Raw genomic sequence first — 15,855 nt, 5'->3', positions numbered from 1 at the left:
CCCCATGCCGCGCGTGCTTTCCGGCAGGTGCCTGTGCGGCGCCGTCCACTACGCGGTGGCGGACGAGTTCACCTATTCGCTCAACTGCCACTGCGCCGACTGCCGCCGCGCGACCGGCTCGGCCTTCAAGCCCTTCGCGGGCATCGAGCGAAGCAAGTTCGCGATCACGCAGGGCGAAGACGGCATCACGGTCTACGGCAAGCCGGACGCGGGCGACCTGCACTGCGCGAAATGCGGCTCGCTGCTGTGCTCGGTGGTGCGCGACGGGCAGTACGTGCACGTCACGCTGGGCACGCTGGTCGACGCGCCCGCGATCCGGCCGGACGCGCACATCTTCGTGGGTTCGAAGGCACCATGGTTCACGATCACGGACGACCTGCCGCAGTACCAGGACCACGCCGGCTGAAGCCGGGCGTCGCGCTTCGTGCTGCCACCCGCGCGCTTCAGCCGGCGGTTCCCGGATGGCGGGCGCGAAACTCGCCCGGCGTCATTCCCTCGATCCGCCGGAAGTGCCGGTTGAAGTTCGAGACGTTGTTGAAACCAACCTCGTAGCAGATGCTGCTCACGTGCTGGCGCGTCGTTGCCAGCAGCCGGCAGGCCCTGGCCACGCGCAGGCCGATCACGAAGTCGGTGAAGGTCTGCCCGGTGGTGCGGCGGAAGCTGCGCGAGAAGGCGTTCTCGCGCATGCCCACGATCGCGCCAACATCGGCAAGCGAGAGGTCTTCGGCGTAGTTGTCGCGGATGTGGTCGATCGCCTTGCACATGCGCAGCGTGCGGGCGTCCTCGCCCAGGCCTTCGCCGGCCAGGGCGACGCCGGAGAGCACGCGGTAGTCGCGCCACTGCGCGAGTTCGTTCAGCAGCGCGGCGAATTCGGCAAAGCGCGCGAGCCCGCTCGACGCCTCCACGCGGCGCAGACGCGCGATGGTGCCCGCTTCCAGGCCGACGAACCGCACGCCCAGCCGCGCCCGGGCCAGCAGCGGCCCGGCGTCGGCGAGTTCCGGGAAGAGCGCCATGCCGCGCTTGAGCGGCTCGTCGCCGAAGCGCAGCACCAATCCATCCGTGGAGCCGCTGCCCGGCAGCGCGCGATGCTCGAACGCGAGGCTGCGCGGCAGCCGGGGCCCGAGCAGCACGACGGTGCCGGGTGCGAAGCTGTGGACCTCTTCGTCCCCGCCGCTTCCGATGCGCAGGCGTGCCGGCGCGGCGCCGATCAGGTGCAGCTCGTGGTCGTGCATGCAGCGCGTTGCGCTCGCGTGGGCCGCGGGCCCGGAGGCCGGCTCGCACCGGACCGTGGCGCAGATGTCGCCCGTTTCGCCAGCGCGAACCGGCGCGGGGGACGCCGCCTTGCGCCATGCGGCCGCCTCGATGCCGCGCGCGCCATGCCGCCGTGCCGGCGACAGGGGTCGCGCGGCTTTCGCGTGCGGATGCGGATGCGCGTGTGGAACGGAAGCGGGTGTCATCGTGTTCAGCAAGACCGGTTTTCCTTCAGCAAATCTCCGATGGACAACGACGACCGGCAGGCCGTCAGCTTCGCCGCTGCGGCGGTGGCACCGCCGTCTGCTGCTGGAACGCGGCGAGCAGCCGGTATTCCTCGCCGAGCTTGCGCGGCAGCGAGTGGTACACCGGCAGCAGCTGCCGGTAGAGCGCGGCGTTCTTGGCGTTGGGCGTGTGGCGATGGGTGGCGCCGACCATGCCCGCGACCGCGTCGAGCGAATCGACATGGCCCAGCGCGTAGAGCCCGAGCACCGCGGCGCCGAGGCAGGAGCTCTCGAAGCTCTCGGGCACGACCACCTCGCGGTCGAACACGTCGGCCATCATCTGGCGCCACATGCCCGAGCGCGCGAAGCCGCCGGTGGCCTTGATGCGTGCACTGCGCCCGGCGATGGATTCCACCGCCGGCAGGATGCTGTGCAGGTTGAAGATCACGCCCTCGAGCACCGCGCGGATCATGTGCTCCTTGCGGTGGTGGATGCCCAGCCCGAAGAAGGAGCCGCGCAGGTCGGCGTTCCAGTAGGGCGCTCGCTCGCCGGTGAGGAAGGGGTGGAACACCAGTCCTTCGGAGCCGGCCGAAACGCGCTCGGCGATGCGCGTGAGCACCTCGTAGGTGTCGATGCCCAGGCGCTTGGCGGTCTCGGCCTCGGCCGAGGCGAACTCGTCGCGCACCCAGCGCAGGATGATGCCGCCGTTGTTCACCGGCCCGCCCACCACCCAGCGCCGCTCGGCGAGCGCATAGCAGAAGGTGCGGCCCTCGGGGTCGGTCATCGGGTGGTCGACCACGGTGCGCATCGCGCCGCTGGTGCCGATGGTCACTGCCACCTCGCCGGGAGCCACCGCGTTCACGCCCAGGTTGGAGAGCACGCCGTCGTTCGCGCCGATGACGAAGGGCGTGTCGCGCGCCAGCCCCAGCTGCTTCGCCACGTCGCTCGCGAGGCCCTCGACGTGCCAGGTGGTCGGCACCGGGCGCGAAAGCTGTTCGGCGTGCACACCGGCGAGCGCGAGCGCTGCCTCGTCCCACTCGAGCCGTTCGATGTCGAAGAGGCCGGTGGCGGAGGCGATCGAATGGTCGACCTGCCACTGGCCGAAGAGCCGGAAGAACACGTACTCCTTGATGCCGACAAAGCGCGCGGCGCGCGAGAAGAGTTCGGCGCGCTCGTGGCGCAGCCACACCAGCTTGGCCAGCGGCGACATCGGATGGATCGGCGTGCCCGTACGGCGATAGATCGCGAGGCCATCCCACTCGTCGCGGATGCGCGTGGCCCAGGCCGAGGCGCGGTGGTCGGCCCAGGTGATGCTGTTCGTGAGCGGCACGCCCGCGTCGTCGACCAGAATCAGGCTGTGCATCGCCGCGCTGAAGGACACGGCGAGCACGTCGGCAGGCGAAGCCTTGGCCTGCTTCACGCAGTTGGCGATGGCCGAGAGCACGGCCTGGAAGATCTGCTGCGGGTCCTGCTCGGCGGCGCCAGCCTCGGGCTGCAGCAGCGGGTATTCGGTCGCGTCGTGCGCCAGCACGCGCCCGGCGGGCGTGAAGGCCACGGCCTTCGTGCTGGTGGTTCCGATGTCGACGCCGATGACGATGCGACCCATGCTTTTCTCCTCAGACGACCATGTTCAGCAGCATGATGAAGACGATGGCCACGACCGAGATCAGCGTTTCCATCACGGTCCAGGTCTTGAAGGTCTCGGCCACGCTCATGTTGAAGTATTGCTTCACCAGCCAGAAGCCCGCGTCGTTGACGTGCGAAAGAATCAGCGAGCCCGCGCCGGTGGCCAGCACCAGCAGTTCGCGGTTGACGCCCGGCACCATGGTCGCCAGCGGCGCGACGATGCCCGCGCCGGTGATGGTCGCCACCGTGGCCGAACCTGTGGCGATGCGGATCAGCCCCGCCACCAGCCAGGCCAGCAGGATCGGCGAGACCTGCGCATGCAGCGCCATCTGTCCGATCGCGTTGCCCACGCCGCTGGCCACCAGCATCTGCTTGAAGCCGCCGCCCGCGCCGATGATCAGCACGATGGCCGCGGTCGGCGCGAGGCTGTCGTCGACGAACTTCATGATCTGCTTCGAGGTGAAGCCGCGCGCGACGCCGAAGGTGTAGAGCGACAGCAGCAGAGCTGCCAGCAGCGCGGTGATCGGGTGGCCGATGAAGTCCATCCACTGGCGCACGATGTTCTTCTCGTCGAGCGCCACGTCGGCGAAGGTCTTCAGCAGCATCAGCGCCACCGGCAGCAGCACGGTGACGAGCGTGATGCCGAAGCCGGGCAGCTCGCGCGCCTCGGGTTCGCGCGCCAGCTGTTCCATGAGCTCGGGCGAGGCCTCGCCCGGCACGTACTTCGAGATGAACTTGCCGAAGATCGGGCCCGCGATCATCGCGGTGGGCAGCCCGACGATCAGGCCGTAGAAGATGGTCTTGCCGATGTCGGCGTTGAACACGCCGATGGCCAGCAGCGGCCCCGGATGCGGCGGCACCAGGCCGTGCACCACCGACAGGCCCGCCAGCAGCGGGATGCCGATGCGGATGAGCGACACGCCGGTGCGCCGCGCCACGATGAACACCAGCGGGATCAGCAGCACGAAGCCGATCTCGAAGAACAGCGGGATGCCCACCAGGAACGCCGCGAACATCATCGCCCAGTGCACGCGCTCGCGGCCGAAGGCGTCGATCAGCGTGCGCGCGATGCGGTCGGCGCCGCCCGACTCCGCCATCATCTTGCCGAGCATGGTGCCCAGGCCGAGCACGATGCCCACGAAGCCCAGCACGCCGCCGAAGCCGTCCTGGAAGGACTTCATCACCTTGTCCACCGGCATGCCCGAGGTCAGGCCCAGGAAGCCCGCGGCCAGCGTCAGCGCGATGAAGGGGTGCACGCGCCAGCGCGTGATCAGAAGGATCAGCCCGAGGATCGCCACCAGGGCGTCGACGAGCAGGAAGATCTCTTGGCTCATTCCGAACATGGGTTGTCTCCTGGATCCGGGCCTTTGCGAAAACAAGGCAAGGCGGCGGCCCGGTGGGCTGGACAGCTTCGGGACAGCGCTATCCTGCACGATTCAAAAAAAGCCCGCTCTGGTGGGCGCTCGGGTTTTTCCGAATCGGCCAGGGGCTGGGATAGCGCTATCCTAGGACAGCGCTATCCAAATCCGGATTGGTATTAACCCTGAGACACGCCCGACCATGGCCGACACCCCCGACCGCCCGCGCTCCCGCTCTTCCAGCCACGTCACCCTCGACGACGTGGCGCGCGCCTGCGGGGTGAGCCCGATCACCGTGTCGCGGGCGCTGCGCGGCGCGCGCAACGTGGCGCCCGAGCTGCAGGCCCGCGTGCAGGCGGCGGTCGACCAGCTCGGCTACGTGCCCAATGTGGCAGCGCGCGCGCTGGCCTCGGCGCGCAGCTCCCACGTGGCGGTGCTGATCCCCTCGCTGACAAACCAGCTCTTCGTGGAGCTGCTCGAGGCGGTGCAGGACGCGCTGTCGCCGCACGGTTTCCAGTCGCTCATCGGCGTGACGCACTACGACCCGAGGCAGGAAGAGGCGCTGCTGCGCAGCTACCTCTCGCAGCGCCCGGCCGGCGTGCTGCTGACGGGCTTCGACCGGAGCGACGCGGCCGTGCAGATGCTGGAGCGCAGCAACGCGCCCTGCGTGTACCTGATGGAAACCTCGGCCGACGCGGGCGTGCACAGCGTGGGCTTCTCGCAGCGCGACGCGGGGCGCGCCATCGTGCAGCACCTGCTGCAAGGCGGCCGCCGGCGCATCGCCTATGCCGCCGGCCAGCTCGATCCGCGCGTGATGATGCGCCTGGAAGGCTATCGCGAGGCGCTGCGCGCGGCGGGCTGCCACGACCCCGCGCTCGAACTGCTGGTGCCGGGGCCGACTTCCATGGCGCTGGGCGGCCGCCAGTTCGAGGACCTGCTCGCGCGCCACCCCGACGTGGACGCCATCTTCTATTGCAACGACGACCTCGCCCAGGGCGCGCTGCTGGCCGCGCTGCGCAACGGCGTCGAGGTGCCGCGGCGCGTGGCGATCGCCGGCTTCAACGATCTGGGCGGCAGCGACCAGATGCTGCCGCCGCTGACCACCGTGCGCACGCCGCGCCGCGAGATCGGCGAACGCGCGGCCGCGATGCTGCTGGCGCTGATGCGCGGGGAGACCGTGGCCGAGCGAACGGTGGACCTGGGCTTCGAGCTGATGGCCCGGCAAAGCAGCTGAGGCCAGGCAACCGAAGGCGCGCGGCCTACAGCGCCAGCGCCGCCACCTCCGCGCTGCCCAGCGCACCGCCGTAGATGCGGAAGTCGTCGATGCGGCCCTTCAGGAACGCATCGCTCGGATACTGCGAGCGGCCCAGCCAGTTCTGCGTGGTAGCGCCGAGGTCGGCGGGCGCGAGGCTCATCTGCGCGTTGGAGCCGGCCTCGACGCCGTCCACGTACAGGGTGCCCAGCGTGTCCGACACGGTCACCGCCACATGCACCCACCGGCCGATGGGCATCGCCGCCGAGCCGTCGATCACCTGTTCGTTGTAGCCGTGCTCGGTGGTGATGGAGAAGCGCGGCACGCCGCTGCCGTTGCGCACCGTCAGCATCATGTAGCGGCGAGTGCCGGAGCCGAAGTCGAAGACGCGCGACCAAGTCGCGAGCGTGTCGATGTAGAGCCAGGCCGCGATGCTGAAGTCGGCGATGTTCTTCGCCGCGCCGGCAGGCAGCGCCACGCAGCCGTTGGTGCCGCCAAGGGCGACGGCGTTACCCTTGCGTCCGGCGGTCCAGGTCGCGTCGCCCTGCAGTTCGCCGGCCGCGAACCGCCCGGTGGCGTCGGCAGCCTGCGTGCCCGCGGATTCGTCGAACTTCAGCTGCAGCAGCAGCTCGGCCCTGATCGCCGCGCGCTCTTCGTTGGAGGCGGCGCTCTCGCCTGATGCGCCGACCGCGACGACCACGTAGTACCAGACATCGTCGGCCGCGACACCGGCGTCGGTGAAGGTCAGCGTGTCGGTGATGCCCGATGCGATGTCGCTGTAGGGCCCGCCCGAGGTGCTCGCTCGCCTGACGGTGTAGCTCTGCGCATCGGGGCAGCCCCACCACGACAGCACCACCTGCGTGCCGCGCACGTGCGCCGTGAGCCCGCTCGGCTTGCCCGGCGCCGCGAACGGATCGCGCGTGAAGGTCAGCGTGCCGAAGCCCAGCTGGTCGCCGTTGCCGCCGTCGGACTCGGGGCGCATCTGTATCGCCTGCAGCGAGGTGTAGGGCGCGGCGACGCCCAGGCGGTTCGCGTAGTGGTTGTAGACGCTCTCCCAGACGGGGCGCCGGTGCCCCTGCCCCCCGGTCGCCAGCACCGACTGCGTGCCCTGCCTGTTGACGTTGGTGAAGAAGGGCACGGTGTAGAAGGTGCCGGTGCTGCTGTCGACGAGGTTCGACCTGGCGACGTACTCGGCGCCCGCGAGGAAGCGGTTGTTCTCGTAGCCGTAGGTGTCGTCGCCCTGGTTCCACGCCATCTCGTGGAACGCGGCCGCCAGGCCGATGCCCAGCGTGCAGTGGCCCTGGTCGCGGCCGCTTTCCTGCCACTGGCCGAGGTAGCCCGGATGCACCTGGTAGACCGCCTGCAGGCCCGCGCCATTGCCCTGGCCGGCCTTGAAGTAGCCCATCGCCTCGTCGTAGATGTCGGTACGGTCGCACAGCACGCCGATGGCCAGCATCGACGCGATGTTGCACAGGTCCCAGTTGGCCCAGTAGTTGGTGATTTCGGAGCCGTTGTGGTTGATCAGGAAGCTGTGGTTGAGCGGGTAGAACAGCGTGAGCATCATGTTCTGGAAGCGCGCGAAATCGCTCGCGGCCCAGCCCTCGTAGCTGCGCATGATCTCGCCCGCGTTCGCGAACTGGTAGCCGTAGATGCCGGCGGCGAGGAAGCGGTCGGAGTTGCCGGTGACCAGCGTCAGCGTGGACGACCATGCATTCAGGAAGACGACCGCGAGGTCGGCATAGCGCTTGTCCTGCGAGACCTTCCAGCGCAATGCGAGCTGGTAGGCGCGCGCGATGTCGATGTACATCTGCGCGAAGTTCTGGCCGTCTCCGCCGCGAATCACCGTGGCCAGCGGCCGCGGCGTGGCGCCGAGCTGCGAGCGGCCGCTGGAGGTCAGCGCTTTCCAGCCGTCGAGCCAGGGCTGTGCCTGCGCCGCGACCTTCTGGCGCATGCGCTCGAAGTCGGCCTCGGTGTGCAGCAGGCCGGGATGTACGAACTTTCGTGTCTGCGTGACCGGGTCTGTCGTTGCTGGTGCTGTTGTCGTGTCGACCGCGTCGGCGGCCGTGACCGTCGTCTGCGGCTGCCCGGTGGTGGCAGCGGTGGAGCCCTGCGTGCCGGTGCCCGCTGCCGGAAAGAAGAAGCTGCCTCCCCCTCCTCCGCAAGCCGTGGTCCCGAGGGTCAGGGCACTTGCCGTGCCCAGAAAGAAAACGCGGCGATCCAGGGAGAAGCCGTTCTTGTCGTCGTCCAACGCGTGCATCCTTGCAGAAACCTGTAAGGAGTCGATTCAGCAATCGGCATGCCCGCGCGCCTGCGCCGCCGCGCGGCGTGCCATTGCGCGCAGCGGTGAATGCAATGGCCTTGCATTGCGTCGCAAATGCATGCAGTGGCGTGACATTCGCTGTCACTCCCGCAAGCGGCGCGCCCAGGAATGTCAGTGCCAGCCGGTTCGCCGGACGCGTGGCGGGTTCAGGCGTCCTCCATGCGCGCATCCATATGCACGAGCTCGATGATGGCCTGCATCAGCGTGGCCGCGCTGACCGGCTTGAACAGCACCGGCACGCCCCACTCGCGCACGCGCTGCAGGCGCTCGGGCGCGGTCTCGCCGGTGATGAGCAGCATCGGCGCATCGAGCCTGAAGCGCTCGCGCAGCCGCAGTCCCACCTGCAGGCCCTCGGCACCGTCGCCCAGGCGGTAGTCGCACATCAGCAATGCGACCGGATTCAGGTCCGCGTCGGGCTGCGCAAGGACTTCCACTGCCTCGGCCTCGTCGGCCACCGCCACGACGTCGATGCCGTAGGCGCGCATGAGCTCGGTCATCGCCTCGCGGATGTCCTCCTCGTCGTCGATCAGCAGTACGCGCCCGCCGAGTTCCGGCACCTGGAAGAAGTGGCGAACCGGCGATTCGAATTCCTGCAGCGGCAGGCTGTCCTGCGATGCCTCCGAGGGTTCGGCCAGCGGCAGCACGAGACGGAAGCGCGTGCCGCGCCCGGGGCGCGAGCGCAGCTCGACCCCGTGGCCGAGCAGGCGGCCGAGGCGCCGCACGATCGACAGCCCGATGCCCAGGCCGCGCGAGCGGTCGCGCCCCGGGTTGTTCACCTGGTAGAACTCCTCGAAGATGCGCTCCGCCTGCTCGGGGGCGATGCCGATGCCGGTGTCGCGCACCTCGATCCACACCTGCTCGCCGCGCCTGCGCGCCATCACGGTCACGCCGCCCTGGCGCGTGTACTTCAGCGCGTTGTCCACGAGGTTGGAGAGCATGCGGTACAGCAGCTGCGGGTCGCTGCGCACCCACAGGCCGCTGGCGCGCACGCGCAGCTGCAGCCGCTTGCGCTCGGCCTGCACGGAAAAGGTGTTGTGCAGCGGCAGCAGCAGCTCGTCGAGCCCCAGCGCGATCGGCACGGGCTGCACCACGCCGGCGTCGAGCCGGGAGATGTCGAGCATGGTGTCCAGCGATGCGCCGAGCGCGTTCACCGCGCGCATCAGCCGCTCGACGTTTCGCTCCTCGGGCCGGTGGCGCAGCGTGTTGCCCAAAGCGGCGCCGAACAGCGCGATGGCATGCATGGGCTGGCGCAGGTCGTGGCTGGCGGCGGCGAGGAAGTGGGTCTTCTCGGCGCTGGCGCGCTCGGTGGCGGCGATCTGCTCGCGCAGCTGCGCGGCGAGCGCCTCGTTCTCGAACTGCAGGATCAGCGTGGCCGTCAGCCGCTTGTTCTGCTTGACGCCCTCGCTCAGCGTCAGCACGAGGTTGACGAAGGCGAAGCCGGCCAGGAACCAGTTGAGCGCGCCGCCATACCAGGCCAGCGAGATGATGAGCCCGCTCATCATCGGAATGCCGTAGCCGAACATCGCGGTGCGCAGCGGCCAGCGCGCCTGCACCGCGCGGGTCCAGCTGCCCATGATGACCACCGTGACGAAAGTGGTCAGCATCGAGTCCTGGATGCTCACGAGGAAGAGGCTGCTGGGCGCAGTCACGGTGCTGACCGCTGTGACGATGCGGGTGTACTTCTTCGCCCACGCGGGCGTTTCCGACAGCGGCACCTGCGGCGTCCAGCGCGGCGTGACGATGGCGTACAGGTCCACCAGCACGATCGCGGTGATCAGCGCCACGATCAGCAGCCTGAAGGCCGGATCGACGAAGAAGTAGCCGAAGCACCCGATGCCGATGGCGAAGCCCATGTGCGCGACGATGGCCGTGGTGTGGCCCGCGTACAGCGAGGCGACGTGCTCGCGCAGCACGCGCAACTCGAGCGTGGCGTCGACGGGCAAGCGCCCCGGGGCCGGATCGTTCTTCTTCATTTCCCTTGTCTCCCTTCGAGGCCTTCATCGCGCCCCGTTGCCTGCCGCGGCAGGGCCCGGCTCAGCGCAGGCTGCTGATCAACTGCGCGCGCGAGCGCATGCCGAACTGCAGCAGGATGCCCGCGACATAGTTCTTGACCGTGCCTTCGCTGATCTCGGCCAGCAAGGCGATCTCGTGGTTGCTCTTTCCCTCCAGCAACCAGTTGAGCACCTGGAGCTGCCGCTTCGTGAGCTTGTGCCGGGCGTTGCTGGACGAAGGCGCCACGGCATCGGACGGCGCGGGCATGGCGGGAGGCTGGTAGTTCACCGCGTCGCCGCCCAGCAGGCCGCAGGCGCGGATGAAGCTCACGACTTCGCGCAGCGTGGCCGACTTCGGCAGGTACGCGAAGGCGCCCAGCGTCATCGCTCCCTGCGCGAGCGTGTCTTGCGCGAGCGTCGTGTTGCCGGTGCCCGAGAGCACCACGATGCGCGCCTCGGGATAGCGCGATCGGAATTCCATGAGCCCGCTCAGGCCCTGCGTGTCGGGCAGCGCCAGGTCGAGCAGCACCAGTTCGATCGCTTCCTGGTTGTCCTCGAAGACCGCCATGGCCTCGGCCAGGTTGCCGGCCTCGAGCACCTCGATGGGCGTGGCCGACACGTTGGCCTCCAGCAGCGCGCACACGCCCATGCGCACGAGGTCGTGATCGTCCACGACCAGGATGGCGCGCGGCCGCGCGGGGTCTCGCTGTCGCCGGGTCTCCTCGGCCGGGGATGCGGGCCTGTCGGTCTCTGTCATCCCCCGGATGCTATTTGCGACCCGTGGGGCACCGTAAGTGCCCAAAGTCATGGCCGCGCCCGGCAGGCTCAGAGCGGCTCCAGCCCCACCTTCTTCATCATGGCCTCGGTGAATACCATCTCCTTGGTGAAGCCCGTGGTGTAGGCCGAACCGTCCTGCATGTCGACCCTGCCGCCCTGCTCCTGCAGCGCCGCGACCACCCTGGGCTGCGCCAGCGCCTTTTCGAAGGCGGTGCGGATGCGCTGCACGATGGCGTCGGGCGTGCCAGCCGGCACCGAGATGCCGCCCCACGAGGTGAGCTCGGCCCCCTTCACGCCCAGCTCGGCCAGCGTGGGCACCTGCGGCAGCACGGGGTTGCGCTTCGCTCCCGCCACCGCCAGCGGACGCAGCTTGCCGGCCACGATCTGCGGATAGGCAACGCTGAAGATCGGCATGCCGAACGCGACCTGGTCGCCGAGCACCGCGTTGACCAGCTCGGAGGCGCCCTTGTAGGGCGCATGCAGCGCGGTGACGTTCTCGGCCGAGAGCAGCATCTCCACGCCCAGGTGCGAAGGCGTGCCCACGCCGCCCGAGGCATAGGCCAGCTGCCCGGGTTGCGCCTTGGCCCTGGCCACGAGGTCGGCCAGGCTGCGGACGTCGGAGCTGGCGTTCACGACCAGCACCACGTCGGAGCTGGCCAGCCGCATCACGTGGCGGAAGTCCTTCAGCGCGTCGTAGCCCGGGTTGCGGTACATGCGCATGTTGGCGGCCATGGGCGCGGCCGAGTAGATCCAGGTGTAGCCGTCCGCCGGAGACTTGGCGACGATGCGCGCGCCGATGTTGCCGGCCGCGCCGGCCTTGTTCTCGATCACCACCGGCTGGCCGATGACCGGCGCCACCGCCTCGGCGAAGATGCGCGCGGTGATGTCGGGGCCGGTGCCGGCCAGGTAGGGCAGCACCCACTTGATGGGACGGCTGGGGTAGGCCTCTTCGGCCCGCGCGAGGCCCGTGCCCAGGGGCAGCAGCATGGCGGCCAGGGCGTGCCCAAGCAGCTTGCGGCGATGCGGATCGGTCATTGTCTTGTCTCCTGTCGCTTGTCTCTTTGTCTGCTTCCTCTTCGGAACGCGCAAGGCGTTCTCAACCCGCCTCGGACGCCAGCAGCTCCTTGGCGATGGTGTTGCGCTGGATCTCGCTGGTGCCGGTGAGCACGCGGTACATGCGCAGCACGCGGAAGAGGAACTCCACGCGCCGGCCCTGCACGATGCCTTCGCCGCCGTGGATCTGCACCGCGCGGTCGGCCACGCGGAAGGCGGTCTCGGAGCAGAACAGCTTGGCCATGGAGGCCTCGGCGCGTGCGTCCGAGCCTGCGTCGATCTGGCGGGCGGTGTTGATCATCAGCGCGCGCGCCGCCGCGAGTTCGGTCGCCATGTCGGCCAGCATGTGCTGGATGGCCTGGAACTGGCCGATGGCGCGGCCGAACTGCTTGCGCTGCAGCGCGTAGTCGCGCGCGTCGCGCAGCGCCACCTGGGCCAGCCCGACCATCGCCGGGCAATGCAGCAGCCGGTTGACGGTGATGCGGCCCAGCGCCAGCGCCAGGCCCCGGCCCTGCTCGCCGATCAGGTTGGCGGCCGGCACGCGCGCGTTCTCGAACACGATGTTGCCGGTGCCCGACTGGCCGGCCATGGTCTTGTAGCCCGACTCCACGCGCACGCCGGGCGCCTTCAGGTCGACGAAGAAGGCCGACACCTCGCGCTGCGCGGGGTCGGTGGCGGTGGAGGCGACCAGCACCGCGAAATCGACGAAGGGCGCGCCCGAGATGAAGCGCTTGCGGCCGTTGACGATGTACTCGTCGCCGTCGAGCACCGCGTGCGTCTGCACCGCGCCGGCGTCGGAGCCGGCCTGTTCTTCCGTCAGCGCGAAGCAGATGGCCTTGTCGGCCTCGGCCACCGGCACGATGAAGTTCCGCATCTGCCACGGCGTCGCGAAGCGTGCCAGCGCGCCCACACGCGGCGGGCCGCTCAGCTCGCCGAACACATGCGGCGCGAAGGGCGAGCCGGTGGCGTAGATCGCCTCCTTGATGAGCGCGTGGTCGAGCACCGAGAGGCCCATGCCACCCATTTTTTCGGGCAGCGTCATGCCGTAGAAGCCCAGCTCGCGCGAGCGCTTCCACACGCGCTGCAGCAGCTCACGGGGCGCGCCGCGCTCGCTGTCGATGTCGTGCTCGCGCGCCAGGTCGGCCAGCTCGCCGTTCAGGAAGGCCTGCACGCGGCCGATGACTTCGGCGGCGCGCTCCGAGCCCTCGAAGGGCCCCGCGAAGATCGGTGCCATGTTGTTGATGGCGGGTGTCGTCATTGCATCCATCTCAGTTCACCATCCTCTCCTGGCCTGCCCAGTACGGCGCCTGCACCGCCTTGCGCATCACCTTGCCGTTGGGGTTCTTCGGCAGCGAGGCCACGAACTCGATGCGGCGCGGGCGCTTGAAGCCCGCCAGCCGCTCGCCGCAGAAAGCGTCGATGGCCGTGCCCTCCGCCGCGCGGCCGGGCTTGAGCACCACGTGCGCCGCCACCGACTCGCCCCACTTGTCGTCGGGAATGGCGAACACGCAGGCTTCCTGCACCGCTTCGTGCTGGAACAGCACCGCCTCTACCTCGGAGGGATAGACGTTGAAGCCGCCGCTGATGACCATGTCCTTCTTGCGGTCGACGATGTAGACGTAGCCCTCCTCGTCCATGCGCGCGAGGTCGCCCGTGTGGTAGCGGCCGTTCTTCAGCACCTCGGCCGTGAGCTCGGGCGCGCGCCAGTAGCCGGCGAAGATGTCCTCGCCGCCGACCACGATCTCGCCGATCTCGCCGGTGGCCACCGGCTGGCCCTCGTCGTCGAGGATGCGCACGTCGCATTCGAGCAATGGGCGCCCGCACGAGGCCAGGCGCTCGGGCCGCGCGGCGCGGGCATGAAGGTGGTCATGCGTGGTCAGCGCGCACACGCCAGAGGTGGTCTCGCCCGCGCCGTAGCCTTGCGACAGCACGGGGCCGAACACGTCCATGGCCTTGAGGATGCGCGCCGGCGCCATCGGCGCGGCGCCGTAGCCCAGGCGCTGCAGGTCGGGCAGCGGGCGGTATTGGCCCTCGAGCTCGCCCAGCAGCATGTTGATCATGGTCGGCACCATGAAGGTGTGCGTCACGCGGTCGGCGCGCATGTCTGCGATGAAGCGCGCCGGCTCGAAGCCCGAGAACAGGCGGATCGTCACGCCGCTGCACAGCGCCGGCACGATCTGCATGCCCGAGGCGTGCGTGACCGGCCCCACCAGGCCGAGGATGTGCCCTTCGTGCATGCCCTCGGAGCGGATCAGGAACTTGCGCAGTTGCGCGAGCCGGTTGCCGAAGGTCTGCATCGCGGCCTTCAGCACGCCCGATGAGCCCGAGGTGTAGTGCAGCACCGCGAGCTCGTCGGCATGCACATCCACCGGCGCGAAGACATCGCTGGCGCGAGCGAGCGCGGCCTCGTAGTTCGTCGCGGCATCGCCGTCCAGCAGCAGCAGGCGGGGCATCTCGCCGCGGATGTGCGCCCGGAAGCTCTCGGCGCGCTCGCTGGTGGTGACGATGATCGCGGCCTCGCTGTTGGCCGCGATCTCGCCCACCTCGCTCGGTGACAGGCGCGAGTTGAACGGCGCCTTCACCAGACCGGCCTTGTAGCAGGCGATCTCGATCTCGACGATCTCGGCGCAGTTGGCCAGGTAGATGCCCACGCGGTCGCCGCGCGCGAGGCCGAGGCCCAGCAGCGCGTTGGCGAGGCGGTTGCTGCGCTGTTCCAGTTCGGCGTAGCTGAGCGTGCGCGCGGGGCTCGTCACCGCGATGCGCCGGCCGTTGGCACGCGCGCTGCGCGCCACGAGTGCGCCGACGTTGGCGACCACGCGCCTTGGGGGAATGGATGGGGGATTGATGCTTGTCTCCTGGGTGCCGCCCTTTGCGGTTCACGGCACTGTTCCAGAAGCGGCGCCGCAGGAGAAATACTGTTTGCTGATCCGCGGCCATCAACGGAATTGATGGCCCGTTGTGCCTCGGCGTGAGCTCAGCCGCGCATCATCCACTCGGCCATCCACTTGCGCTGCCTGATCAGGCTCCGTGCCTCGGAGGTCAGCGCATCCACCACCACCTGCGTGACGGCATCGAGCGGCCGCTCGGCGGTGACCAGCGTGTATGCGCGCGAAAGCTCCGGGTTCACCACGCGCGCGACCAGCCAGCCTTCGCGCGGCGCCGGGCTGTCGTTGAGAGCACAGGCCGGCACGAAGGTGAAGCCGGCGCCGCTGAGGTAGAGCGAGCGGATCACACGCGCGGAATCGTGCTCGTGGACGATGTTCAGCGGCATGCCGCGGGCGCTCGCCGCACCCTCCACTGCCTGCCGTATCGCGAATCGGCGCGACTGCAGCACCAGCGGTTGAGCGGCGGCGTCGGCGAGGTCAATCAGCGGATAGGCGGGCGCACCGGCATCCGGCTTCGTCGCGGAGCGCCGGCGGCCCGCGGGCGCCGCGCGCAGCAGCCGGGCGACGCGGCCATCGGTATCGCGTCCGCAGAAGTACATGCCCTCCTGCGCCATCGGCCTGCAGCGCAAGCCTTCGAGAGGCGGCGTATCGACCAGGATGCCCACGTCGGCGCGGCGCTCGAGCACGGCCTTGCACACCGTCAGGCTCAGGCCGTCGAGCACGAAGACGCGCACGCGCGGGTGCGACTCCTTGAGCGCGGCCAGCACCGGCCCCATCAGCAGCGAGGCGAGCAGGAACGGAATGGCCAGCGTGACCGAGCCTTCTGGCCCCTGCGGCAGGCGCTGGATGCGCTCGCGCATGGCCTCGGCATCGCTCAGCAGGCGGCGGGCGTCGTCATACAGGCGCAGCCCGGCCGAGGTGGGCGTGACGCCGGCATGCGAGCGTTCGAAGAGCTGCACGCCGAGCTCGCTTTCCAGCTTCTTGATCTGCGCCGTGAGCGCCGGCTGCGCCACGTACAGCGCCCCGGCCGCGCGAGAGAGGCTGCCGGCTTCGAGCACGGCGATGAAATAGCGGAGTGTGCGCAGGTCCATGCTGGCTACTATGCCTCGCGGCGCCGC

Annotated in this window: 12 protein-coding genes; 2 read left to right on the top strand and 10 right to left on the bottom strand. The window is 69.5% G+C overall.

Annotation, left to right across the window (positions count from 1 at the left end; all coding sequences use genetic code 11):
* The first annotated feature begins 4 nt into the window (after positions 1–4).
* Complete coding sequence (locus ABL838_RS02480; RefSeq protein WP_418123970.1) at positions 5–406, top strand: GFA family protein; 402 nt, start codon at positions 5–7, stop codon at positions 404–406.
* A gap of 37 nt (positions 407–443) precedes the next feature.
* Here ABL838_RS02480 and ABL838_RS02475 read toward each other — a convergent pair whose 3' ends face one another.
* Genes ABL838_RS02475 through ABL838_RS02465 form a run of 3 tightly spaced genes read right to left on the bottom strand, consistent with a single transcriptional unit; the run spans position 444 to position 4,444 of the window.
* On the bottom strand, positions 444–1,469 hold the full coding sequence (locus ABL838_RS02475; protein ID WP_418123969.1) for a helix-turn-helix domain-containing protein: 1,026 nt from the start codon (positions 1,467–1,469) through the stop codon (positions 444–446).
* Between the two features lie 52 nt (positions 1,470–1,521).
* A complete protein-coding gene (gene gntK / locus ABL838_RS02470) occupies positions 1,522–3,081 on the bottom strand; it encodes a gluconokinase (protein ID WP_418123968.1) in 1,560 nt (519 codons plus the stop codon).
* A gap of 10 nt (positions 3,082–3,091) precedes the next feature.
* Positions 3,092–4,444: a GntP family permease gene (locus ABL838_RS02465; RefSeq protein ID WP_418123966.1), complete on the bottom strand. Its 1,353-nt coding sequence runs from the start codon at positions 4,442–4,444 to the stop codon at positions 3,092–3,094.
* A gap of 217 nt (positions 4,445–4,661) precedes the next feature.
* On the opposite strand from ABL838_RS02465, the gene ABL838_RS02460 reads away from it, so the two are divergent.
* Positions 4,662–5,693 carry a LacI family DNA-binding transcriptional regulator gene (locus ABL838_RS02460; protein ID WP_369659905.1) on the top strand — a complete coding sequence of 344 codons (1,032 nt, stop codon included), beginning with the start codon at positions 4,662–4,664 and terminating at the stop codon, positions 5,691–5,693.
* Between the two features lie 25 nt (positions 5,694–5,718).
* Here the strand turns inward: ABL838_RS02460 and ABL838_RS02455 are convergent, their stop codons facing one another.
* The 7 genes from ABL838_RS02455 to ABL838_RS02425 form a co-directional block, all read right to left on the bottom strand.
* Positions 5,719–7,968 carry a LamG-like jellyroll fold domain-containing protein gene (locus ABL838_RS02455; protein WP_418123965.1) on the bottom strand — a complete coding sequence of 750 codons (2,250 nt, stop codon included), beginning with the start codon at positions 7,966–7,968 and terminating at the stop codon, positions 5,719–5,721.
* A 209-nt stretch (positions 7,969–8,177) separates the two neighbouring features.
* Entirely contained in the window at positions 8,178–10,004 is a 1,827-nt protein-coding gene (locus tag ABL838_RS02450; RefSeq protein ID WP_184640161.1) for a hybrid sensor histidine kinase/response regulator, read from the bottom strand.
* A 61-nt stretch (positions 10,005–10,065) separates the two neighbouring features.
* Entirely contained in the window at positions 10,066–10,779 is a 714-nt protein-coding gene (locus tag ABL838_RS02445) for a response regulator transcription factor (protein WP_184640163.1), read from the bottom strand.
* A 68-nt stretch (positions 10,780–10,847) separates the two neighbouring features.
* Positions 10,848–11,834 carry a Bug family tripartite tricarboxylate transporter substrate binding protein gene (locus tag ABL838_RS02440; protein ID WP_418123964.1) on the bottom strand — a complete coding sequence of 329 codons (987 nt, stop codon included), beginning with the start codon at positions 11,832–11,834 and terminating at the stop codon, positions 10,848–10,850.
* A gap of 61 nt (positions 11,835–11,895) precedes the next feature.
* Positions 11,896–13,119, bottom strand: a complete 1,224-nt coding sequence (locus ABL838_RS02435; protein WP_418123963.1) for an acyl-CoA dehydrogenase family protein — start codon at positions 13,117–13,119, stop codon at positions 11,896–11,898.
* Between the two features lies 1 nt (position 13,120).
* Positions 13,121–14,668 (bottom strand): AMP-binding protein, encoded by a 1,548-nt coding sequence (locus tag ABL838_RS02430; protein WP_418123962.1) that lies wholly within the window; start codon positions 14,666–14,668, stop codon positions 13,121–13,123.
* A 158-nt stretch (positions 14,669–14,826) separates the two neighbouring features.
* Positions 14,827–15,828, bottom strand: a complete 1,002-nt coding sequence (locus ABL838_RS02425) for a LysR family transcriptional regulator (RefSeq protein ID WP_418118846.1) — start codon at positions 15,826–15,828, stop codon at positions 14,827–14,829.
* Positions 15,829–15,855: the final 27 nt, after the last annotated feature.

It is taken from the genome of Variovorax sp. 160MFSha2.1 (genome assembly GCF_048305075.1).
GTDB lineage: Bacteria > Pseudomonadota > Gammaproteobacteria > Burkholderiales > Burkholderiaceae_C > Variovorax > Variovorax guangxiensis.
The sequence above is the reverse complement of the archived record's forward strand: the minus strand, read 5'-3'. Positions and strand labels throughout refer to the sequence as shown.